Annotated in this window: 19 protein-coding genes; 8 read left to right on the forward strand and 11 right to left on the reverse strand. The window is 66.6% G+C overall.

Annotated features, from left to right (window positions below):
- Nucleotides 1-75: 75 nt before the first annotated feature.
- The 3 genes from ACEE23_RS00870 to aspS all read right to left on the reverse strand — a co-directional run bounded on the left by ACEE23_RS00870 (nt 76) and on the right by aspS (nt 4,641).
- Entirely contained in the window at nt 76-1,455 is a 1,380-nt protein-coding gene (locus tag ACEE23_RS00870) for a replication-associated recombination protein A (protein ID WP_409338328.1), read from the reverse strand.
- Between the two features lie 68 nt (nt 1,456-1,523).
- Nucleotides 1,524-2,741: a phosphotransferase family protein gene (locus ACEE23_RS00875; RefSeq protein WP_368521199.1), complete on the reverse strand. Its 1,218-nt coding sequence runs from the start codon at nt 2,739-2,741 to the stop codon at nt 1,524-1,526.
- A gap of 67 nt (nt 2,742-2,808) precedes the next feature.
- A complete protein-coding gene (gene aspS, locus ACEE23_RS00880) occupies nt 2,809-4,641 on the reverse strand; it encodes an aspartate--tRNA ligase (protein WP_368521200.1) in 1,833 nt (610 codons plus the stop codon).
- 377 nt (nt 4,642-5,018) lie between these two features.
- Here aspS and ypfJ point away from each other — a divergent pair, with 377 nt between their 5' ends.
- The 5 genes from ypfJ (at nt 5,019) to ACEE23_RS00905 (ending at nt 10,357) form a co-directional block, all read left to right on the forward strand.
- Nucleotides 5,019-5,912, forward strand: a complete 894-nt coding sequence (gene ypfJ / locus ACEE23_RS00885) for a KPN_02809 family neutral zinc metallopeptidase (RefSeq protein ID WP_368521201.1) — start codon at nt 5,019-5,021, stop codon at nt 5,910-5,912.
- Between the two features lie 132 nt (nt 5,913-6,044).
- The gene (locus tag ACEE23_RS00890; RefSeq protein ID WP_448871152.1) at nt 6,045-6,782 is read left to right on the forward strand and encodes a CBS domain-containing protein; all 738 of its coding nucleotides are present in this window, start codon (nt 6,045-6,047) and stop codon (nt 6,780-6,782) included.
- Between the two features lie 57 nt (nt 6,783-6,839).
- The gene (locus ACEE23_RS00895) at nt 6,840-7,952 is read left to right on the forward strand and encodes an LLM class flavin-dependent oxidoreductase (protein ID WP_368521203.1); all 1,113 of its coding nucleotides are present in this window, start codon (nt 6,840-6,842) and stop codon (nt 7,950-7,952) included.
- A 66-nt stretch (nt 7,953-8,018) separates the two neighbouring features.
- Nucleotides 8,019-8,840 (forward strand): FMN reductase, encoded by an 822-nt coding sequence (locus ACEE23_RS00900; protein WP_368519248.1) that lies wholly within the window; start codon nt 8,019-8,021, stop codon nt 8,838-8,840.
- 107 nt (nt 8,841-8,947) lie between these two features.
- Complete coding sequence (locus ACEE23_RS00905) at nt 8,948-10,357, forward strand: L-serine ammonia-lyase (protein WP_368519247.1); 1,410 nt, start codon at nt 8,948-8,950, stop codon at nt 10,355-10,357.
- A 34-nt stretch (nt 10,358-10,391) separates the two neighbouring features.
- Here ACEE23_RS00905 and ACEE23_RS00910 read toward each other — a convergent pair whose 3' ends face one another.
- Genes ACEE23_RS00910 through ACEE23_RS00920 form a run of 3 tightly spaced genes read right to left on the reverse strand, consistent with a single transcriptional unit; the run spans nt 10,392 to nt 13,164 of the window.
- Entirely contained in the window at nt 10,392-11,915 is a 1,524-nt protein-coding gene (locus ACEE23_RS00910; protein ID WP_448871149.1) for a YhgE/Pip family protein, read from the reverse strand.
- Nucleotides 11,912-12,409, reverse strand: a complete 498-nt coding sequence (locus ACEE23_RS00915; protein ID WP_448871147.1) for a YhgE/Pip family protein — start codon at nt 12,407-12,409, stop codon at nt 11,912-11,914. Before ACEE23_RS00915 ends, ACEE23_RS00910 begins: the two co-directional genes overlap by 4 nt.
- Nucleotides 12,406-13,164, reverse strand: a complete 759-nt coding sequence (locus tag ACEE23_RS00920) for a hypothetical protein (protein ID WP_368521205.1) — start codon at nt 13,162-13,164, stop codon at nt 12,406-12,408. The genes ACEE23_RS00915 and ACEE23_RS00920 overlap by 4 nt, the downstream gene beginning before the upstream one ends.
- Nucleotides 13,165-13,300: 136 nt before the next feature.
- On the opposite strand from ACEE23_RS00920, the gene ACEE23_RS00925 reads away from it, so the two are divergent.
- A complete protein-coding gene (locus ACEE23_RS00925; RefSeq protein ID WP_368519244.1) occupies nt 13,301-13,879 on the forward strand; it encodes a TetR/AcrR family transcriptional regulator in 579 nt (192 codons plus the stop codon).
- Here ACEE23_RS00925 and hisS read toward each other — a convergent pair.
- The 3 genes from hisS to tpx form a co-directional block, all read right to left on the reverse strand.
- A complete protein-coding gene (gene hisS / locus ACEE23_RS00930; RefSeq protein ID WP_368519243.1) occupies nt 13,866-15,152 on the reverse strand; it encodes a histidine--tRNA ligase in 1,287 nt (428 codons plus the stop codon). The two genes, ACEE23_RS00925 and hisS, sit on opposite strands and share 14 nt — an antisense overlap.
- Entirely contained in the window at nt 15,153-15,800 is a 648-nt protein-coding gene (locus tag ACEE23_RS00935; protein ID WP_448871144.1) for an MBL fold metallo-hydrolase, read from the reverse strand.
- Nucleotides 15,801-15,960: 160 nt separating this feature from the next.
- Entirely contained in the window at nt 15,961-16,458 is a 498-nt protein-coding gene (gene tpx, locus ACEE23_RS00940; RefSeq protein ID WP_368534551.1) for a thiol peroxidase, read from the reverse strand.
- A gap of 190 nt (nt 16,459-16,648) precedes the next feature.
- On the opposite strand from tpx, the gene ACEE23_RS00945 reads away from it, so the two are divergent.
- Both ACEE23_RS00945 and ACEE23_RS00950 read left to right on the forward strand, forming a co-directional pair.
- The gene (locus tag ACEE23_RS00945) at nt 16,649-17,512 is read left to right on the forward strand and encodes a peptidylprolyl isomerase (RefSeq protein WP_448871142.1); all 864 of its coding nucleotides are present in this window, start codon (nt 16,649-16,651) and stop codon (nt 17,510-17,512) included.
- A gap of 343 nt (nt 17,513-17,855) precedes the next feature.
- Nucleotides 17,856-18,203, forward strand: a complete 348-nt coding sequence (locus ACEE23_RS00950) for a hypothetical protein (RefSeq protein WP_368534553.1) — start codon at nt 17,856-17,858, stop codon at nt 18,201-18,203.
- A 129-nt stretch (nt 18,204-18,332) separates the two neighbouring features.
- Here the strand turns inward: ACEE23_RS00950 and ACEE23_RS00955 are convergent, their stop codons facing one another.
- Nucleotides 18,333-18,887, reverse strand: a complete 555-nt coding sequence (locus tag ACEE23_RS00955; protein ID WP_448871140.1) for a DUF421 domain-containing protein — start codon at nt 18,885-18,887, stop codon at nt 18,333-18,335.
- A 148-nt stretch (nt 18,888-19,035) separates the two neighbouring features.
- Entirely contained in the window at nt 19,036-21,132 is a 2,097-nt protein-coding gene (locus ACEE23_RS00960; RefSeq protein WP_448871138.1) for a bifunctional metallophosphatase/5'-nucleotidase, read from the reverse strand.
- Nucleotides 21,133-21,222 lie beyond the last annotated feature (90 nt).

Genomic DNA, 21,222 nt, shown 5'->3' on the forward strand with positions numbered 1-21,222 from the left:
AATCGCCCCGTCCCACCGGCTGTACCGCGCGCCGCTCCGGCACCGCGCTAGCCCCGGCTCGTCCCTGCTCGGCCGCTAGCCGCGCCCGCGCCCGCGGACGATGTCCCGCAGGCGGCCCAGGAAACCGCGCACGCGCTTTTCCGCGCCGTGATCGGTGGGCTGGTAGTAGACCGCGTCCGCCAAGGTGTCCGGCAGGTACTGCTGGGCCACCACCCCGCGCGGATCGTCGTGCGGGTAGACGTAGCCCACGGCGTTGCCCAGATCCTTCGCCCCAGCGTAGTGGCCGTCGCGCAGGTGGGCGGGCACGAAGCCGGACTTGCCGGCGCGCACGTCGCCCAGGGCGGCATCGATAGCGCCAATGACCGAGTTCGACTTCGGCGCCGTCGCCAGATGAATGGTGGCCTGCGCCAGCGGGATCCGGGCCTCCGGGAGGCCGATGAGCTGCGCGGCCTGGGCGGCGGCCACGGCGGTCGGCAGCGCGGTCGGATCCGCCATGCCGATGTCCTCCGAGGCGTGCACGATGAGCCGCCGGGCGATAAACCGCGGGTCCTCCCCCGCCTCAATCATGCGGGCCAGGTAGTGCAGGGCCGCGTCCGGATCGGAACCACGGATCGACTTGATGAACGCGGAGACGACGTCGTAGTGCTGATCGCCGTCGCGGTCGTAGCGCACCACCGCCTTGTTGACGTTGTCCTTGATGGTCTGGGTATCCAGCTCCCCGCCGTCGGGCACGGCCTCGGCCGCGGCCTCCAGGTAGGTCAGCACGCGGCGCGCGTCGCCGCCGGCCAGCAGCACCAGCTGGTCCCGGGCCTCGGCGTTAACGGTGATGCGGCCGGCCAGGCCCCGCTCGTCGCCCACCGCCCGGTCCACCAGCGTCTTAAGATCCTCGTCGCCTAGCGGGTTGAGCTGCAGCAGCAGCGAGCGCGACAGCAGCGGGGAGACCACGGAGAACGACGGGTTCTCCGTGGTCGCGGCGACCAGCAGCACCGTGCGGTTTTCGACGGCCGCCAGCAGCGCGTCCTGCTGCGTCTTGGAAAAGCGGTGGACCTCGTCGATGAAGAGGACGGTGCGCGCGCCGCGGGCGGCCTCGTGCCGGGCCTGCGTGATGACCTCGCGCACCTGCTTGACGCCGGAGTCCAGCGCGGACAGGCCCACGAAGTTTTGCCCCATCGCGCTGGCGATCAGCGAGGCGATCGTGGTCTTGCCCGTCCCCGGCGGGCCATAAAGGATGACGGAGGCCTCCCCGGAGCCTTCCACCAGCCGGCGCAACGGCTTGCCGGGGTCTAACAGGTGTTTCTGGCCGACGACCTCGTCCAGGGTGCGCGGGCGCATGCGCGCGGCCAGCGGCGAGCCCGCGTGGGTGCTAAACATCTGCTGCCCGCGGCCGGCCAGCCCGCTGGACTGTTCGGATTCCGGGGTCGGGGAAATCCCACCGAAGAGATCTTCTTGAGCCACGGTGGCTGGCACCTCACTTTCTTCTACAACGTCCGGGGCGGCAACGCCGGGGTCCGCGCCGCGCCGACCTAGCGCTGGCCGGGCTCGCGCAGGCGCTGGGCTACGACCGCGCCGAAGTCGGCGGCCGGGCGGCAGTCGCCGTCCTCGCAGCGGTTGGCAAAGCGCGACAGGGCCTCGAAGGTCTCGAAGAGATCGCGGCGGATGAGCAGCTCGTCGTCGTTGAACGGCCCGTGCTCGGCGGTGCGCAGGAGGGACTGCTCCGGGCCGAGCGGGATTTCCTCGTGTCCGCGCAGCACGGCGGCGAGCACCTCTAGCCCGCCGGCGGACATGGTGGTCAAGCTGGAAAAGGCCCAGCCGACCAGGCAGGCGGTGACCAGGTGCTGGATCTGGCCGGCGTCTTTAAACTGCGGCCACAGGCTGTGGACCTCGCGGGCCCAGGCCTCGATAAAAACGTCGGCCTCGCCGTCGGAGACCGGCTGGGCAAAGAGGAACTGCGGGAAGCCGGCGATAACGCAGGCGACGTCGAAGCCGACGTTGCGGAAACCGGCCCACTCGTAGTCCAGGAAGTGGATGTTGTCGGCCACGATGATGTTGTCCGGCGACAGGTCAAAGGGCGTGAAGGCGCGGTAGCGGCCGGACTGCAGCGATTTGGCCGCCTGGTCCGCCAGGTCCTTGACCTCCTCGGGGACCTCCAGGCCGGCGGCCTCGGCGATGGTCACCCCGCGGTAGATGGAGTCATAGAGCGCCTTGTCGCGCATGACCTGGTTCTCGGCGTATTCCGGGTGCTTTTTCAGCATCCGGGACAGCAGCAGGTCGTAGTCCTGCTCCCGGTCGGCGGTGCCAGCGTGCATCTGGCCCAGCTCCGCGCCCAAAGAACGCAGCAGCGTGCGCCGCACGTCCGCGTCGGCGGACTCGAGGGCCTCGGCGAAGGTGTCGGTGTTGCCCGAGTCGGTGAGCACCACCGTGCGCTTGTCCACGTCGTGCGCCAGCAGCACCGGCCCGGGGCGCACGTCCGCCGCCAGGGAGTTGGTGAACTGGTAGGCCACGATCTCCCGGAGGAAGGCGGCGTCATCGACGGCGTAGCCCGTGGCCGGGTTGTGCTTGATGACCACGGAGCGGTGCGGGAGGAACGGGGAGTTGGCCACGCGGGCCCGCAGCACGACCGCATGCCCCGAACCAACCAAGGCTTCGACGTCGCTGAGCTTTTGCGTTCCCCCGAATCGGTTGGACAATAAGTCCTCCGCAAAGGCGACAATTGCCTGCTGGTCGGGCTGTGCAGTCTCCACCTAAAATCTCCTCCTGGGTAAGCGTTAAGCCCCGGAACACGCACCGCGTGGCCCGGGGCGTGCCGCCTTAGTTATCCGTCGAGTCGGGCGCCTTCGGCTTGGTTTCCTTAGCCGCCTTGGCGTTCTTTTCCGGCTTGAAGTCCACGCCGGTCTCCTTGCGCTGCGCGGCCGGGATCGGGGCCGGGGCATCCGTCAGCGGGTCGACGCCGCCGCCGGACTTCGGGAAGGCGATGACGTCGCGAATGGAGTCGAAGCCACCCAGCAGGGAGACGATGCGGTCCCAGCCGAAGGCGATGCCGCCGTGCGGCGGGGCGCCGAAGGCGAAGGCGTCCAGCAGGAAGCCGAACTTCTCGCGGGCTTCCTCCTCGCCGATGCCCATGACGTTGAAGACGCGCTCCTGGACGTCGCGCTGGTGGATACGGATGGAGCCGCCGCCGATCTCGTTGCCGTTGCAGACGATGTCGTAGGCATACGCCGTGGCCTCGCCCGGGTTCTCGTCGAAGGAGTCAATCCACTCCGGCTTCGGCGAGGTGAAGGCGTGGTGCACGGCGGTCCACTTGGAGTGGCCCAGGGCCACGTCGCCGGAGGCGGTGGCGTCGGCGGCCGGCTCGAACAGCGGGGCGTCGACGACCCAGGTAAACGCCCAGTCGCCTTCCTTGATGAGGTCCAGCTTGCGGGCGATCTCGCCGCGAGCGGCGCCCAGCAGGGCGCGGGAGGACTTGGTGTCGCCGGCGGCGAAGAAGATGGCGTCGCCTGGCTTGGCGCCGACGTGCTCGGCGATGCCTTCGCGCTCGGCGTCGGTGATGTTCTTGGCCACCGGGCCGCCCAGGGTGCCGTCCTCGGCAATGGTGATGTAGGCCAGGCCCTTGGCGCCGCGCTGCTTGGCCCAGTCCTGCCAGGCGTCGAACTGGCGACGCGGCTGGGAGGCGCCGCCGTCCATGACGACCGCGCCGACGTATTCGTTCTGGAAGACGCGGAAGGTGGTGTCCTTGAAGAAGTCGGTGCACTCCACGATCTTGATGTCGAAGCGCAGGTCCGGCTTGTCGGAGCCGTAGAACTTCATGGCGTCCGCGTAGGTCATGCGCGGGATCGGCGTGGTGATGTCGTAGCCGATGAGCTTCCACAGGGCGACCAGGATTTCCTCGGCCAGGGCGATGACGTCGTCCTGGTCCACGAAGGACATCTCGACGTCCAGCTGGGTGAACTCCGGCTGGCGGTCGGCGCGGAAGTCCTCGTCGCGGTAGCAGCGCGCGATCTGGTAGTAGCGCTCCATGCCGGCGACCATGAGCAGCTGCTTGAACAGCTGCGGGGACTGCGGCAGCGCGTACCAGGAGCCCGGCTTCAGGCGGGCCGGCACGAGGAAGTCGCGCGCGCCCTCCGGGGTGGAGCGGGTCAGGGTCGGGGTCTCGATCTCGGTGAAGTCGTGGGAGTCCAGGACCTGGCGGGCCGCGCGGTTGGCGGCCGAGCGCAGGCGCAGGGCGTTGCCCTGGCTCTCGCGGCGCAGGTCCAGGTAGCGGTAGCGCAGGCGTGCTTCCTCGCCGACCTCGCCGGAGGTCGACGGATCGTCAATCTGGAACGGCAGCGCCGCCGACTTGTTCAGCACCTCCAGGTCGGTGACGTTGACCTCGATCTCGCCGGAGGGCAGGTTCGGGTTCTCCGAGCCCTCCGGGCGGGCCTCGACCACGCCGGTGACCTTGATGCAGTACTCGGACCGCAGGTCGTGGGCGCGCTCGGCGACCTCGGACTCGCGGAAGACTACCTGCGCCAGACCGCTCCGGTCGCGCAGGTCAATGAAGATAACTCCGCCGTGGTCACGGCGTCGAGACACCCACCCCGTAAGCGTTACTGTCTCGCCGGCAATATCCTTGCGGAGCTCGCCCGCCAAATGGGTACGCAGCACTGTTGCTCAAATCCCTTCACACATAGCTTCCTCGGTAGCTTCCGCGCACCCAAAGCCCGGCGCGCTGCAGTCACCGCTGAGCGCGCATCACGCAGCGCCCGCGGCGTCCCAGCTGCCAGCCCGGCGAAGGGAGGCAGAAGTTGACGTTTTCAGTCTACCCACCCACGGCAACGGGCAGTGACTTATCCCCCACCTGCCGGCACTGGGCGCCGACCGTTATCCGGTGTGGCCTCCGGCTGAACCCCGGCTTTACGTGGTCTTTGTTCGACCCTCGCCGCCCTTTTCAGCCGCGTCTGCCCGGCCCAATCTCTTATTTCACGCGGAAATTTTCGGACGCTAAACAGGTAGATAGGGCTCGGACATGGCACACTTAAGCCATGACTTTTCGCAGTGGCGGTGACATTAGTGGTAAACGGGCGCGTACCGGCGGTGGCGGGCGCGGCGGTGTCGTGGCGGCCGGCGGCGGCCTGGGCACCGTGGTTTTGATCGGCCTCTACCTGTTGCTGGGCGGCAGCCCGGGGCAGCTGGGCGGCCTGCTCGGCTCCGAGGAGCCGGCGTCCCAGTCCGGTTCCGGGGCAGAAGCCGGCGGCCAGCTGGATCATTGCCAGACCCCGGAGGACGGCAATAAGTACGATGACTGCCGCGTGGACTTCACGGGCGTGTCCCTGGACCGCGTGTGGAGCGAGGTCCTGCCGGAGCAGGCCGGCATCGAGTACACCGAGCCGGAGCGCGTGGTCTTCGAGCAAGCCACCCAGTCGGGCTGCGGCGCCGCCTCGGCCGCGACCGGCCCCTTCTACTGCCCGGCGGATAACACCGCGTATTTCGACACCTCCTTCTTCCAGCAGCTGGAAAGCTTCGGCGGCTCCTCTGCCCCGCTGGCGCAGATGTACATCGTGGCCCACGAGTTCGGCCACCACATCCAGAACCTCGAGGACACCCTGGGGCTGTCGAACTACGACGACCCGGGCGAGGATTCCAACGCGGTCAAGATTGAGCTGCAGGCCGACTGCTACGCCGGCATCTGGGCCTCCCACGCGGACAAGGGCGAGGACGCCCTCCTGGAGCCGATTACCAAGGAGCAGGTCGCCGAGGCCATCGAGACCGCCCGCGCGGTGGGCGATGACAACATCCAGTCCCGCTCCGGCGGGCAGGTGGATCCGGACTCCTTTACCCACGGCACCTCCGAGCAGCGCCAGGAGTCCTTCCTCGCCGGCTACCAGACCGGCTCCATGAAGTCCTGCGACACCCTGGGCCGCGGCGCCTACAAATAAGCCAGTAGCCCAGTAGCCGACTCAGGCCCCGGGTGGGATACCACACCGGGGCTTTAGTCTGCGCAAATCCCGTCCGCTCCCCCGTCGCTGCTCCCCACGGCACGCGCTGCTCCGCGCTCTACACTGGGTGCCATGACTTCTGACGCGCACTCCGGCCACGGCGCCCACCGCTTTATCGCTGCTTTCAACGACATCGAGCAACACCTGAGAGCCCGGCTCAAGGCCCGGGACGGGGACTCTTTCCGCCGGCTTATCGACTCCGCCCGGCACGAGCACTTGCTCAGCGCCCAGCAGGCCGAGGCACTGCATGATTACACGAGCCTGCGCAACGCCATCTCCCACGGGCGCTACCACGACGGCGCGCCGATTGCCGAGCCGAACCCCCGGGTCATTGACCAGATCGAGCGGCTGCGGGACTTGCTGATGGACCCGCCCGGCGCGGTGGCGCGGCTGGGGGATCAGAAGGTGGAGACGGTAACGCCCGAGGACTCGCTGCTCTCGGCGCTGGAACTCATCCGTACCCACGGGTTTTCGCAGTTGCCGGTCTACGACTCCGGCACCTTCCGCCAGCTTTTGACCACCAACACCATCGCGCACTGGGTGGCGGCCGATTTGGGTGATAACCAGACCATCGACGCCCGCACGGTGGCCGACGTGCTGGAGCGGGCGGAAAACACCGATCGGGCGGTCTTTATGCCGAAGACGGTGGGCGCGCAGGCGGCTACCGATGCCCTGACCTCCCCGGCGCGCGATGGCTCCCTGCCCTTCGCGCTCATTATCACCGAGACCGGCGAGAAGTCCCAGCGGCCCATCCGCGTGATTACCCAGTCTGACGTGGGCGTTTTGCTGGAGGCCGTGGAGTGGGAATAACTCCCCTCGAGATTTTGTTGACACGTCATAGATAGTTGATCGAGAAAGGATCCCACCATGCAATTCGGCATCTTCACCATTGGCGATGTGACCACTGACCCGACCAACGGCACCACCCCCACGGAGGCAGAGCGCATCCGCAACATGACGGAGATTGCGCTCAAGGCCGAGGAGGTCGGCCTCGACGTCTTCGCCACCGGCGAGCACCACAACCCGCCGTTTGTCCCGTCCTCGCCCACGACGCACCTGGCCTATATCGCCGCGCAGACCGAGCGCCTGCAGCTGTCGACCTCGACAACGCTTATCACCACCAACGATCCGGTCAAGATCGCCGAGGACTACGCCTTCCTGCAGCACCTATCCGGCGGGCGCGTCGACCTGATGATGGGCCGCGGCAACACCGGTCCTGTCTACCCGTGGTTCGGCAAGGACATCCGCCAGGGCATCCCGCTGGCCGTGGAGAACTACCATCTGCTGCGCCGCCTGTGGCGCGAGCCCTCGGTCAACTGGCAAGGCAAGTTCCGCACCCCGCTGCAGGCGTTTACCTCTACGCCCGCCCCACTGGACGGTATCCCGCCGTTCGTGTGGCACGGCTCTATCCGCTCGCCGCAGATTGCCGAGCAGGCCGCCTACTACGGCGACGGCTTCTTCCACAACAACATCTTCTGGAACAAGGAGCACACCGCCAAGATGGTGCACATGTACCGCCGCCGCTACGCCAAGTACGGCCACGGCCGGGAGGACCAGGCCATCGTGGGCCTGGGCGGCCAGGTCTTCATCGCGGACACCGAGCAGGAGGCCAAGGACTTCTTCCGCCCCTACTTCGACAACGCCCCGGTCTACGGCCACGGGCCGTCGCTCGAGGACTTCACCGAGATGACCCCACTGACCGTCGGCACCGCCGAGCAGGTCATCGAGCGCACCATGCAGTTCGCCGACTGGGTGGGCGACTACCAGCGCCAGCTCTTCCTCATCGACCACGCCGGCCTGCCCCAGGAGGTCGTCCTCGACCAGATTGAGCGCCTGGGCACCCAGGTCGTGCCGGAGCTGCGCCGCCGCTTCGAGCAGCGCCGCCCGGATCACGTCCCCTCCGATCCGCCGACCCACGCCAGCCTGCGCAACACCCCGGATTCGCCGCACTTTCGCGTCAACCCCGGCGAGGAAAGCTAAACTGCCAGGAACCTAGCCCCCGCCCTATTCACCGGCCCCGTATACCAACCCAAGGAGGTTTTTACCGTGCACACCCTCGTGGTCGTGACCGCCGGCCTGTCCACCCCCTCTACTACCCGCCAGCTGGGCGAGGAACTCGCCGCGGCCACCGAAGCCCGCGTCACCGCCCGCGGGGAGGGCCTTAACATCGAGTTCATTGAGGCCCGCAACCTGGCCCAGGATCTGACCAACGCCATGACCAACTGGGGCGCGGCCACCCCGGCGCTGGACGATGCCCGCCGGCTGCTCAGCTCCGCCAGCGCGCTCATCGCGGTCACCCCGGTCTTCCAGGGCAGCTACTCCGGGCTGTTCAAGATGTTCTTCGACACCCTGGACCCGCAGGCCATCACCGGCATGCCCACCCTCATCGCCGCGACCGGCGGCTCCTCGCGCCACGCGCTCATCCTGGACTACGCCCTGCGTCCGCTGATGAACTACCTGCACGCTGTCGTCGTCCCCACGGGTATCTACCGCGCCACGGAGGACTACGGCGCGGCCCCCGTCGGCGGCGAGGCCGGCCACGGGGGACTTAGCCCCAACCGCATTAGCCAGGCCGCCGAGCAGCTGGCCGACCTCATCGTGACACCGACGGACCGGGTGGGCGGCCTGTCCGCCTCCCCCGCGGACACGCGTTCGGCAAACCAACGCCGCAACGGGATCGACTACGAGGACGACTTCACCCCCATGAGCGAGCTCCTCGGCGGCGAGACCGAAGCAAGCCCCGGACCCGAGGCCAGCGCTGCCACTGCCCCCGAACCGGGCGCGGACGTGCGCGATGCGACCGGGTTTGTCGACGTCAGCCCGAACGCCGCGACGAGCGAGCAGGACACGAAGAACCCGGAGAAGTAGCTCACACACCCACTGTGGGGTTCGTCACGTAGACTGGGGCGAGACAACTTTCCCCTTAAGTTACAATCCACGTCTGTTCGCTCAGAGAAAGGTGGCTTGAACTCAACATGACAATTAGCGTCGTTGATATCTTCTCCATCGGGATCGGGCCCTCCTCGTCCCACACCGTCGGCCCCATGCGCGCCGCCAAGGCGTTCATCGACTCGCTGCCCCAGCTGCCCGCGCGTGTCCACACGGAGCTGCGCGGCTCCCTGGCCGCGACCGGCCGCGGGCACGCGACCGACCGCGCGGTCATCCTGGGCCTGGCCGGCTGGACCCCGCTGACGGTGCCGCTGGACGCCGAGCCGGATCCGTCCAGCCCCATCCCCTCCGAGGGCAGCGTGTCCGGCCCGGCGGGCAGCCTCGAGTTCGAGATCAGCTTCAACAATGAGCCGGTACCGGAGCACCCGAACTGCCTCATCTTTAGCGCCTGGGACGCCGCGGGCAACGAGATCGCCACGGGCCAAGAGTGGTTCTCCGTGGGCGGCGGCTTCATCCTCTCCCGCGCGGAGCTGGAGGCGGAAAAGGAAGCCACCAGCGAGGTGCCCGCCGGTGTCGCCGCGGCCGCCGTCGAGGACCGGGTTCCTTACCCGTTTACCTCGGGCGAAGAGCTGCTCGAGCTGTGCGAGGCCCACGAGATGCCGGTGTGGGAAATCGTCCTGGCCAACGAGGCCGTGCTCCACCGCAGCTCCGGCGGCGCGGACCACGTCCTGCGCCACCTCGACACCGTCTGGGACACCATGCGCGAGTGCGTGACCGAGGGCATTTCCACCAAGGGCACCCTGCCGGGCGGGCTGCGCGTGCCGCGCCGCGCCCCGCAGGTCTACCAGACCCTGCTGGACAAGCAGGAGGATCCCTCCTGCGGCTTCTCGGCGATGGAGTGGACGAACCTCTACGCCCTGGCCGTCAACGAGCAAAACGCCGCCGGCGGCCGCGTCATTACCGCGCCCACCAACGGCGCCTGCGGGATCATCCCCGCCGTTTTGCACTACGCGCGCGACTTCATGGCGGATTTCACCCGCGAGGACGCCCGCCGCTACCTGCTGACCTCGGGGGCTATTGGCACCATCATCAAGGAAAACGCCTCCATCTCCGGCGCCGAGGTCGGCTGCCAGGGCGAGGTCGGTTCGGCCTCCGCGATGGCCGCGGCCGGCATGTGCGAGCTGTTGGGCGGCAACGCCCGCCAGATCGAAAACGCCGCGGAGATCGCCCTCGAGCACAACCTGGGGCTGACCTGCGACCCGGTCGGCGGCCTGGTGCAGATCCCGTGCATCGAGCGCAACGCCATCGGCGCGGTCAAGTCCATCAACGCCGCCCGCATGGCCATGCTGGGCGAGGGCACGCACTACGTCTCCCTCGACAACGCCGTGCAGACCATGGCGGAAACCGGCCGGGACATGCTCACCAAGTACAAGGAGACCTCCCTCGGCGGCCTGGCCAAGACCATGGGCTTTTCCGTCACCCAGGTCGAGTGCTAAGCCTAGCCGCCGGGTCGTGGGCTCTCCGGCCCGCCTAGACCGCCACCTCCGGGTGCAGGTCCTTCATCGCGATGTGGCGCCCGCGCCAGGCGCCCACCACGGCGACGGCCAGGAAGATGACCCAGATGAGCGCCAGGACCCCGACGCCCTGTTGCAAGCGCGGATCGGCGGCGTCGTAGTGGAAGATCATCTGCCGCAGGAGGTTCGTCGAGTACGTCATCGGGTCGTAGTTGTGGAACCACTGCAGGAAGGCCGGCTGGGTCTCCGGCGGGTACAGGCCGCCGGAGGAGACGATCTGCAGCGACATCAAGGAGATGCAGATAACCCGGCCCACGGTAGCGCCCAGCAGGGCGTTGATGCCCAGCGCGATGGCCTGGAAGGTCACCGCGGTCAGGCACATGGCCAGCCACATGCCCACATCGTGGCTGGCGTTGAGGCCCAGCGCAAGCTTCTGCACCAAGAACATGACGGTGGCCTGGGCGACGCCGACGATGGCCGCGGGCAGGTAGCTCGCCAGCACCACGCGCAGCGGGGACATGCCGGACTCGATGGCGCGGCGCTGCAACGGGTGCAGCACCATGAAGGTGACCGTGGCGCCCATGAACAGGCCCAGCGAGATGAAGATCGGGGCCAGCCCCTCACCGAAGATGGCCAGGCCGTCGCCCTGCTGGTTCTGCTCCACCGGGCTCGACATGGCGCCGGCGTAATCGGCGCGCTCGTCGTCGCCGTAGTGCGGAACCTTGCCGCCGGCCTCAGACAGTTTCAGGGCGAGCGTGTCCGAGCCCTCGTCGAGCTGGACCAGCCCGTCGCTTAGCTGCTTCGCGCCCACTGAGAGCTGTTGCGAGCCATCCACGAGTTTGCTGGTGCCCTGGCTCAGCGTCTGCGTGACGACTACGAGCTGGCTCGAGCCGTCGTTGAGTTTGTGCAGGCCCGTCGCCAGCTGCTGAGAGCCGTCGGAGGCGCGCTGCATGCCCTGCGAATACTCGCTGGCCGGGTCGGTGAGCTGGCGAGCGATTTCCCGCGCGCCACCGCTGAGCTTTTCCACGTCGCCGAGCACCGGCGAGTCCGGGCCGAGGGCCTGCGTGCGCACCTGCTCGATGACCCCGTCCAGTTGGTTGGCCAGGTCCTGGGCCGGCGGCAGGCCGGTGGCCCGTAGCTGGCTGGAGACGTTAACCAGTCCCGCCAGCAGCTGTGCCTGGGCGTCGGCGGCCTGGCCGACCATGCCGGAAATCTGATCCACGCCGCCGGAGACCTGGCTGGCGCCCTCACCCAGGCGCTGCGTGGCGGAGTTGAGCTGCCCCAGCCCGCCGGCCAGCTGGTCGGCCGCATTACTTGCCGTGCCCAGGCCCCGGTCGAGCTCCTGGGCGCCGGACTCGAGCTTCTTCGCGCCCTCGTCCGCGGTCACGATGCCGTCGTGGAGCTCGCCGGCGCCGGAATCCAGCTTCTTCGACGCGTCAACCGCACTGCCGGCACCGTCGGAGAGCTCGTTCGCGCCGTCGGCGGCCTGGTTCACCCCGTCCCCGATGGTGTTGAAGCCGACCAGGAGGTTGTCGGTCACGCGGGTGCCCAGCTCCTCGTTGATCGTCCCAGCACCGTGGAGACCACTTGGTTGCCCAGGGTCTGCGCGATCTGCCCGTTGTCGTTGTTGAACGTGGCGTTCAGGCTCGCCCGCCGCGGGTTATCCCCACGGACGGAGAGCACCGACTCGGAGAAATCCTCCGGCAGTTCCATGGCGAAGTAGTACTCGCCGCTGCGGACCCCGTCACGGGCGGTATCCGCGTCCACGACGTCCAGGTTGAGTTGGCCGGACTCGGCCAGCCGGTCGGTGATCTGCTGGCCGGCGTCTAGGTGCTCGCCGTCGGCGTCGGCGCCCTTGTCGGAGTTGACGAAGGCGACCGGCAGCTCGTTGACCTTGCCGAACGGGTCCCAGTAGGACCAGACGAAGAGGCCGCCGAAGAGCAACGGCAGCAGGATAGTGACCACGAAGGCCAGCGGCGGCAGCTTGCCGTGTCCGAAGCGGCGGATCTCAGTGCCTAGGTGTGTCAGGTTCATGCCTGCTCTCCTTCCCCATCCGCGTTCCCAGTCGGAGACTCAGCCATAGCCATCTCCGAATCGTGGATGCGCACTTCGTGGTCGGCGAAGCCGGAGGTATCCGCGTTCGCGCTAATGCAGACCACCGGCAGGCGGTCCGCCAGGCGGCGCACGGTGGCAAGGAAGTCCTCGCGCAGGCGCCAGGAGCGCAGCTGGTCCACGTCGTCGATGACCAGCGCCACCGCCTCGGGCCGGGAGATAAGCGCAAGTGCTACGCGCAGCTTTAAGCGGGTGAGAACGTCGAGTTCGCCCACCTTGGTCTTCCGGCAGGCCTCCTCGTCGAGGTCGATCTCCAGCGCGCTAAAGGCGTCCTGGACGCGCTCGTTGGACATAATCTTGCGGGGCGTGAGCCGGTACCACGGGCTGGTCCAGGCCAGCTGCTCGCGCACCACGGCCCGCACCGGGACGAGGCGCTCCAGGCCGTCGATCTCCGGGGTGCCGGCATAAGCGATGTCGGAAAATAGCTTGCGGGCGGGAAGCTCTACCCCGGCGGCGTGCGCGCCGCCATCCTCGTACTGCCCGGCTTGCGACGGGGTCCAGCGCACCTCGCCGCCTTTCTTCTTCATCCGACCGGCAAGGGTCAGGCCTAGCACGGTGGCGGAGGCCTCCCGGCTGACGTGCAGCAGGTTGAGGCCTTCGACAAGGTGGAAGTCCGGTACCGCAAAGCCGGTGCTCAGCACCAGGTTATGGGTGCTGCACAGGTAAGCTTGTGTCATGGTGGCGGTTACTCCGACTTAAAAAGCACCCTTCAAAAATGGTTAATACCTAAAGCGGAGGGTGTACTATCAGTTAACGTAAATATACTGAACCCTCGCCGCCGACAATGTCAACTAACCCGCGAAAGGAAGCGTCATGCGCGCCGATGCCGCCCGCCGCCGCCAAGCCATAATCACCGCAGCCCTCGAGCTGTTTCGTGCGCACGGCAACAACGTCAGCTTGGAAAAGATCGCCGCGCACGCCGGCGTCGGCATCGCCACGCTCTACCGCAACTTCCCCGATCGGCAGGCGCTCATCGACGAATACGTGAGCACGTACGCCCAACGCTTCATCGATACCCAGAACACGTTGCTGGAGCGTTTGGACTCGGCACCTGAGTCCGCGGGTGAGACCGTGTGTGAATACGCCCGCCAGTTGCTCTCGCTGGGGCTGGGCGTGCTTATCCCGAATTTCCTGCCGTCCAACCTGGATTCTCTGCCCCCGGAGCAGAAGGCCTTGCAGAACGAGCTGATGGACAACGGTGCCCGTTTCATAGAAAAGACGCGCGCCCTGGGACACGTTGGCCCCGGGGTCACGCACCTCGAGTTCATCGCCGGCCTGCTGGCACTCCAGCGGCCGCGCGACATCGACCTAGGCGAGGCCGAGTCCGACCTCGACAACGCGATGGTTCGGATCTACCTCGCCGGTATCCGGGTCGGGATTAGACCCGACTAGCGATGGTCTCGACGACCTGGTCGAGCGAGACCTCCTGCTGTTCGTGGGCGGCCAGGTCCTTGACCGCCACGGTGCCGGCGGCGAGCTCGTTCTCGCCCAGCACCAGCGCCAGGCGGGCGCCGGCGCGGTCCGCACCCTTCATAGCGCCCTTCAGGCCGCGGTCGCCGTAGGCCATGTCGGCCGAAATCCCGCGGGCGCGCAGATCGTTAACCAGCCGCGCCATCTTCTGCTTGGCCTCAGTACCCAGCGCGACGCCGTAGACGTCAACGCGGCGCTCGGTGCCGTCGAGGGTAATGCCCTCCGCCTCGAGTGCCAGCACCGCGCGGTCCACGCCCAGGCCGTAGCCGATACCGGAGAGATCCTGGCCACCCAGCTGGGCCATCAGCCCGTCGTAGCGGCCGCCGCCGCCGATGCCGGACTGGGCGCCCAGGCCGTCGTGGACGAACTCGAAGGTGGTCTTGGTGTAGTAGTCGAGGCCGCGCACCATCCGCGGGTTGATGGTGTACGGGACCTCCATGTCCTCGAGCAGGCCCCTGACGGTCTCGAAGTGCTCCCGGCACTCGTCGCTCAGGTAATCCAGCATGAGCGGGGCGTCCGCGGTGGCCTCCTGGATTTCCGGGCGCTTATCGTCCAGCACGCGCAGCGGGTTGATCTGCGCACGGTGGCGGGTCTCTTCGTCCAGGTCCAGCTTGAACAGGAATTCCTGCAGCTTGTCTCGGTACTGCGGGCGGCAGGTGTGATCGCCCAGGCTGGTCAGCTCCAGGCGGAAGCCGCTCAGGCCCAGCGCGCGGTAGGAGCGGTCTGCCAGGGCGATAACCTCGGCGTCCAAGGCCGGGTCGTCCACGCCGATGGCCTCGACGCCAACCTGCTGCAGCTGGCGGTAACGGCCGGCCTGCGGGCGCTCGTAGCGGAAGAAGGGGCCGTAGTAGTTCAGCTTGACCGGCAGCTGGCCGCGGTCCAGGTTGTGCTGGATCACCGAGCGCATCACGCCGGCAGTGCCCTCCGGGCGCAGCGTCACCGAGCGGTCGCCGCGATCGGCAAACGTGTACATCTCCTTGGAGACCACGTCGGTCGACTCGCCCACGCCGCGGGCGAACAGGGAGGTGTCTTCGAAGACGGGCAGCTCAATGTGCTGGAATCCGGCCAGATGGGCCTGCTCGACCATGGTCTGGCGGACCTTGTAGAAGGTGGCGGACTCCGGCGGCAGGTAGTCCGGCACTCCCTTCGGGGCGGACAGGGGCTTAAACTGCTTCTTCTTGTCACTCACGCTCATCTACATTACCCGTCCGACCTTGAGCAAAAAGGGATTGGCCCCCCGCTCCTGCCGCATGGTCGAGGTCATCCCGTGGCCCGGCAGGACCGCCAGGTTATCGGCCAGGTTCCACACGGGCCCACGCAGGGAGGCGTCCATGGCCGCCGGATCCGAATGCGGCAGGTCCGTGCGCCCGATGGAGCCACGGAAGAGCACGTCACCGGTAAACGCCACCTCCTCGTTGACCAGCAGGACGCTGCCCGGCGAGTGCCCCGGCGCGTGGCGGATGGCAAACTTCAGGCCAATCAGCTCGAGGTCCTCCCCGTCACGCAGGTGGCGTACATCAGTAATCGGGACCATGTGGGCGGCGTCGAAAAGCACCTTGGATTCCTCGGATACGCCCGAGCCGTCTGCCAGCATGGACTCGTCTTCAGCGTGAATATAGACCGGGCAGTTGTGCTTTTGGGCCAGGTCTCCGGCGTTGCGCGTGTGGTCGATATGCCCGTGGGTGAGCACCACCGCTTCCAGGGTGACCTGGTGTTCGTTCAGCAATCCTTCCACGCGATCCAGCGCGTGCATACCGGGGTCGATGACGAATGCCTTGTCCTCGTGCGTGACCAGGTAGCAATTCGTCTTGTAGGGACCCGCGGTGAAACCGTAATACTGCATGCCCTCCAGAATAGTGACTCGGCCCCGCAGCGACTACGACCGCTCTCCTCCGCCACCACCGGCCGCCACGCCCCATTCAACAACAACCTGACGAACCGCAATAGGAAAAGCCGCCGCCCCGCAAGTGCAGGACGACGGCGTTGAAGCGCGCGAGCGCGGACTACTTCAGGGCGGCCAGGGCGGCGTCGTAGTCGGGCTCGGTGGTGATTTCGTCCACCAGCTCGGTGTAGACGACCTTGTGGTCGGCATCGGTGACGACCACGGAGCGCGACAGCAGGCCCTTAAGCGGGGAGCCTTCCAGGGCCACGCCGAACTTCTCGCCGAAGTCGGTGCGGAAGTCGGAGCCGCTGACGACGTTCTCGATGCCCTCGGTGGAGCAGAAACGGGCCTGCGCGAAGGGCAGGTCGCGGGAGACGGACAGCACCACGGTGTTGTCCAGGCCGGCGGCCTTCTCGTTGAAGTTACGCAGCTGGGCCGCACAGACGTCGGTGTCCAGCGACGGGAAGATGGAGATAACCAGGCGCTTGCCGGCGAAGTCCTGCGCGGTAATTTCCTTCAAGTCGGTACCGACCAGGGTGAAGTCCGGAATCTGCTCGCCTACTGCGGGCAGCTCACCGGTGGTCGTCGTTGCATTTCCATCAAAGTTAACGTTTGCCATGGCCCCGAGGATACCCACACTGCCTAATGCCTGCCACGGTCCTGCTAAAGCCACACAGTCCCCGGCCTAATCCCCCACCTAGGACGGGCGACGCGATAGGATTGTGTGCCAGTTGGTTCGGGCCGCGCCGAAAGCGTCCCGGACCGGAAGAAGTGTTCATTCTGCCTACTGTGTAACGAGGAAAACTACAGTGCCTGATAACAAGAAGCGCAGCGAGGAGGCCTTGGCCAACCTCAACCGTGAGCTCAAGTCCCGCGAGCGCAAGACCAAGACCCGCCCCATCGGCGTGGCTTTGATCGCCCTGCTCGCCATCGTCGCCCTCGTCGGCGGCGTCTGGTTCATGGCCTCCCGCGATAGCTCCGACGAGGAAATCACCGCGGAGGACCAGAACACTACAGAGACTACCGAGTCCGAGGAGCAGCCGGAGGCCGTCGCGCTGACCGGCAAGCGCGCCCAGGCACTCCCGGAAACCGTCACCTGCGAGTACCCGGAAACGCAAGGCCAGGATTCCAACGGCGCTACCGTCCCGAACGGCGACGACATCTCCACCAAGGGCACCGTGAAGGTTAACTTCGCTACCAACCAGGGCGACATGGAAATGGAGCTCGACCGCTCCGTGGCCCCCTGTACCGTCAACGCCATCACCCACCTGGCCGATGAGGGCTACTACGACGGCAGCGTCTGCCACCGCATGACCTCCGGCGGCCTGAACGTCCTGCAGTGCGGCGACCCGACCGGCACCGGTTCCGGCGGCCCGGGCTTCAGCTTCGCCAACGAGTACCCGACCGAGGAAGATGCCGAGGCCGGCCAGCCGGTGACCTACCCGAAGGGATCCATCGCCATGGCTAACTCCGGCAAGGACACCAACGGCTCCCAGTTCTTCGTCAACTACGCCGACTCGCAGCTGGCACCGGACTACACCTACTTCGGCAAGCTGACCGACAAGGGCCAGGAAACCCTCGACAAGATCGCCGAAAAGGGCGTCGAAGGCGGCCAGCCCGACGGCAAGCCCGCCGAAGAGGTCAAGATCGACAAGGTCTCCGTCGAGTCCTAACGAATACTCAGGAGGTGAAGCCCCCAGGCCACCTTTCTAAACGCCAAGCCCCGGCACCCGCGCACCCTCGCGCCGTGCCGGGGCTTTCCCGTATCCGCACCACCCCCGCCAAGCAGCCCCCATAGACCCCTCCAACTTAGGTTACCCACACTCAGTAGATTCTTAGTTTTTCTTTAGGCATTACCAGTTAACCCTTTGTTTACCTGCGATTCTAGATTCACTAAGAACTCTACGATTACGGTCCGATTTGGCAGTTTCCTTAGACAGGTCTTGCAAACCCCTGCCCGTATCGCTACTATTTGTAGCGTCTGCAAGTACTCCACGGAATCTAAGGATTTTGATAATGAAGCTTTTCTCCCGTAAGTCCCTGGTTGCTGGTGCAACCGCCATCGCCGTTTCCTTCGCTGGCGTCAACGTTGCCACCGCTGAAGAGTCCGGCGCCGGTGAGACCTCCACCGCCGCCACCTCGACCCCCGAGGCTCCGAAGGACGACAAGGACCAGAACGACAACGGTTCTTCCTCCATCTCTGACCTGTCCTCCAGCGAGGGCGAGAACGGCGAGAAGAAGGACACCAAGAAGATCGCTGAGGAAGTCAAGGCTTGGGTCGGCGTCGCCAGCGCCATCATCGGTGTGCTGGGCTCCCTGTTCGCTTTCTTCAGCAAGTACATCGACCTGCCGGGCCAGAAGTAATTCGGCTTGTACTAGCTGCTAGCTAGCACGCTTTATACCCCGTGGTTTTATCCACGGGGTATTTTTTATGCCTTGGTTCGGGATCCGGTTGTGTGTTCGGCTTTCGGCTTTGCTGATCTGTTTTGGAGCTTAGTCTTGGCCGAGGCCCTTGACGTCGCGGAAGACGTCTGGGTCCATGGTCTTGCCTTCTTGGATGACGGCGATTTGGCCGGTGGGCTCCAGGATCATGGCTTGGACTTCCTGCGTGCTGCCGAGGCCGGCCTTGCGGATGGCCGAGTAGATGTCGGTGTCGCTGACGTGGGCGAAATCGGCGTTGGCCTCGACCTTCTCCCCGTGGTGCATGATGAGGATGGGCTTGCGGTCGATGAACCGGGACCAGCCCACAGCGTTGCGCAGCACACCGAAGGCGGCCTCCAGCCCCATGAGCGTGGCTAGGCCTAGGACGCCGGCGGCCAGTGACGGGGGCACGCCGACGATGACGCGGCCGGCGACGGCGCCGAACATGATGATAATGACAGCATCGGAAGCAGTCATGGAGGTCAGCACGCGGGAGCCAAAGACCTTCACCAAGAGCATGAAGGCCAGGTAGATGCCGATGGAGGCCAGGATGACGATCGGGATGCGGTGCCACTCCAGCCCCAGCTGGTAGTAGGCCTCGTCCAGAAGAATTTGCTGCCAACTCACGTGCCCTAGCTTAGTCCCTGATAGGTACGGCTATGGGAACGCTGGTGGTTATTGCTTGGCTGCGGTAGGGCGAACGAAGGCCCTGGGGTAATCCCCAGGGCCTTGTTGTCGTGGTTGCGCAAGCGTTTGGGCCGCGCGGTGGGTGGTCTTAGAGGCCGAACTGCTTGCGCAGGCCCTCAATCATCTTGCGGACCGGGGCCGGCAGGGTGATGATGCCGGTGCCGACCGCGCCCATCAGGCCGGCGACGAGAGCGACGATAACGCCCGCGCCAATGCCGACCGAGGACAGCAGCGAGTCGCTGGAACCGGAGCTCAGGCTGGAGGTGGAGCTCAGGCTGGAGCCGTTGTCGCTGTCGTCGGTGTCGTCGTCGTTGTCATCGCCACCGTTGCCATTGCCGTCGGCGGCAGTGACGGTGACCGGGATGATGACCTCGGTGCCCTGGTCGGTGGTGACCTTGAGCTCCTGCTCGCCGGAGAGGTCCTCCGGGACGGTCAGCTCGACGGTGGCGCGGCCGCGCTCACCCATCTGGTCGTCGCCGTCCTGGCGGGCGTTGTCGATCTCGGCCTCGGCGCTGGCCTCACCCAGGGAGACGGTGGCGGTCTTGGCCATCGGCTCGCCCTCGCTGGTGTAGTTGAGGGAGGAAAGCTCCACAGTCAGCTTCTCCCCGGCCTTCGGCTCGCCGGACAGGTGCACGCCGACCTGGCCCTGGCCGGTGCGGACGTCGGCCTCGCCGCTGGCGATGTAATCGATCATCGCCTGGGTGTCCATGTAGCCCACATCCACAATGTCCTTGACCTGATCCTCAGCGAAGAAGCCGTCGCCGCCGCCGGCCAGGAAGGTCGACAGGGCCACGGTGTAGTTCTTGCCCAGGTCGAGCGGCTCGCCGTTGATGATGACCGACTGGACGCGCTGGCCCTGCTCCGCCTGCGGGTCGTAGGCCACGGAGACGTTCTCCGACAGGCCCAGCGCCAGGCGCGGGCGGGAGTTGCCCGGCTGCCACTGGTTCTCCAGGGCATCGACCAGGTCCTGGCCGGTGATGGTGCCGTAGGCGATGGAGTTGCCAAACGGCTGGACCTCGAAGATGTCCTGGTAGGTCACCTTGCCGCCCTTGAGGTCGGCGCGCACGCCGCCGGCGTTCATCAGGCCCAGGTCGATGTCCTTGTCGACCTGCTTGGACATGCTCACGCGCTGGCCCTCAGCGATGAAGTTGTTCAGGGTGGACTCGACGCCGCGGTTGGAGCCCGGCTCCTTGCCCTCGTCGGAGCCGCGGAACATGGCCTGCGGGGTCTCACCGGCTTCCTCGGCGCCCTTCTCAGCGGCCTTGTCCTTGGCCTCCGCCACCAGGCCCGCGATCTCCGCGTGCGGCTCCAGGGCTGCCGCATCCGTGTAGTCGTACTGGGTCAGTTCCACGTCGGTGAGCTCGCCGGCGGTCTTGTCGTAGGTGAAGTCCACGTCGTTGAGCACCTTGCCGTACTCGTGGCCCTGGGCCCAGTGCAGCGGCAGCGCGCCCTCGCGCTCGACGGTGCCCTGGGAGCGCACGTGGGAATCGCCGCCGAAGAGGACGTCGACGTCGTTGTTGAAGCCCTCGGCGTACTGCTCCGCGTCCTCGTGCATCAGCGCCACGACGACGTCGGCCTCGCCCGACTCCTTCAGGCGGGTGGCCTCCTTGTTGGTGGCCTCGACCGGGTCGGTGAAGGTGATGCCCTCGATGGCGCTCGGGGCGACCTTCTCAGCGGTCAGCTGAGTCACGGTGCCCACGTAGCCGACCTTGACGCCGTCAATTTCAGAAACGTGGGACGCTTCCATCGCCGGCTGGCCGTCCTTGAGGACGTTGGCGCCCAGCACCGGGTAGTCGGACTTCGGGATGATGCGGCCCGTCAGGTCATCAAAGCCCTGATCGAATTCGTGGTTGCCCACGGCGCTGGCCTCGACCCCCATGGCGTTAAGAACCTGCAGGGTGTACTCGTCGTCGGTGATGGCGGAGACGAACGCGGAACCGCCGACGTTATCGCCCGAGGTGGTCAGATCGTAGTTCTGGTCCTGGTTGACCTGCTCGACCAGGCTCATCAGCTTAGCGGCACCCAGTTCCGGATCCGCTTCTTCCAGGTGGCCGTGGAAGTCGGTGAAGTTGGAGACCGAGAAGCTGACCTTGTCCTCGGCGAAGGCGGCCGGAGCGCCCTGCAGGGCGACGGCAGTGACGGTGGTAGCCGCCACGAGGCGGCCAATGCGACGGAAGTTACTCATGGGAGTTCTCCTACGAGACTTGGGAAAAGGGACTTAGAGACAAGTCCCTTTATAAACCCGTGACCAAGCCCCCGCAGCGCTCCCGGCGGT

Source organism: Corynebacterium sp. 32222D000AT, from assembly GCF_053546955.1.

Excerpts from the sequence above, each read along its gene's own strand:
- ypfJ (WP_368521201.1), top strand. The coding sequence starts at position 5,019 with ATGACTTTTCGCAGTGGCGGTGACATTAGTGGTAAACGGGCGCGTACC.
- ACEE23_RS00890 (WP_448871152.1), top strand. The coding sequence starts at position 6,045 with ATGACTTCTGACGCGCACTCCGGCCACGGCGCCCACCGCTTTATCGCT.
- ACEE23_RS00895 (WP_368521203.1), top strand. The coding sequence starts at position 6,840 with ATGCAATTCGGCATCTTCACCATTGGCGATGTGACCACTGACCCGACC.
- ACEE23_RS00905 (WP_368519247.1), top strand. The coding sequence starts at position 8,948 with ATGACAATTAGCGTCGTTGATATCTTCTCCATCGGGATCGGGCCCTCC.
- ACEE23_RS00915 (WP_448871147.1), bottom strand. The coding sequence starts at position 12,409 with ATGAACCTGACACACCTAGGCACTGAGATCCGCCGCTTCGGACACGGC.
- ACEE23_RS00920 (WP_368521205.1), bottom strand. The coding sequence starts at position 13,164 with ATGACACAAGCTTACCTGTGCAGCACCCATAACCTGGTGCTGAGCACC.
- ACEE23_RS00925 (WP_368519244.1), top strand. The coding sequence starts at position 13,301 with ATGCGCGCCGATGCCGCCCGCCGCCGCCAAGCCATAATCACCGCAGCC.
- hisS (WP_368519243.1), bottom strand. The coding sequence starts at position 15,152 with ATGAGCGTGAGTGACAAGAAGAAGCAGTTTAAGCCCCTGTCCGCCCCG.
- ACEE23_RS00935 (WP_448871144.1), bottom strand. The coding sequence starts at position 15,800 with ATGCAGTATTACGGTTTCACCGCGGGTCCCTACAAGACGAATTGCTAC.
- tpx (WP_368534551.1), bottom strand. The coding sequence starts at position 16,458 with ATGGCAAACGTTAACTTTGATGGAAATGCAACGACGACCACCGGTGAG.
- ACEE23_RS00950 (WP_368534553.1), top strand. The coding sequence starts at position 17,856 with ATGAAGCTTTTCTCCCGTAAGTCCCTGGTTGCTGGTGCAACCGCCATC.
- ACEE23_RS00960 (WP_448871138.1), bottom strand. The coding sequence starts at position 21,132 with ATGAGTAACTTCCGTCGCATTGGCCGCCTCGTGGCGGCTACCACCGTC.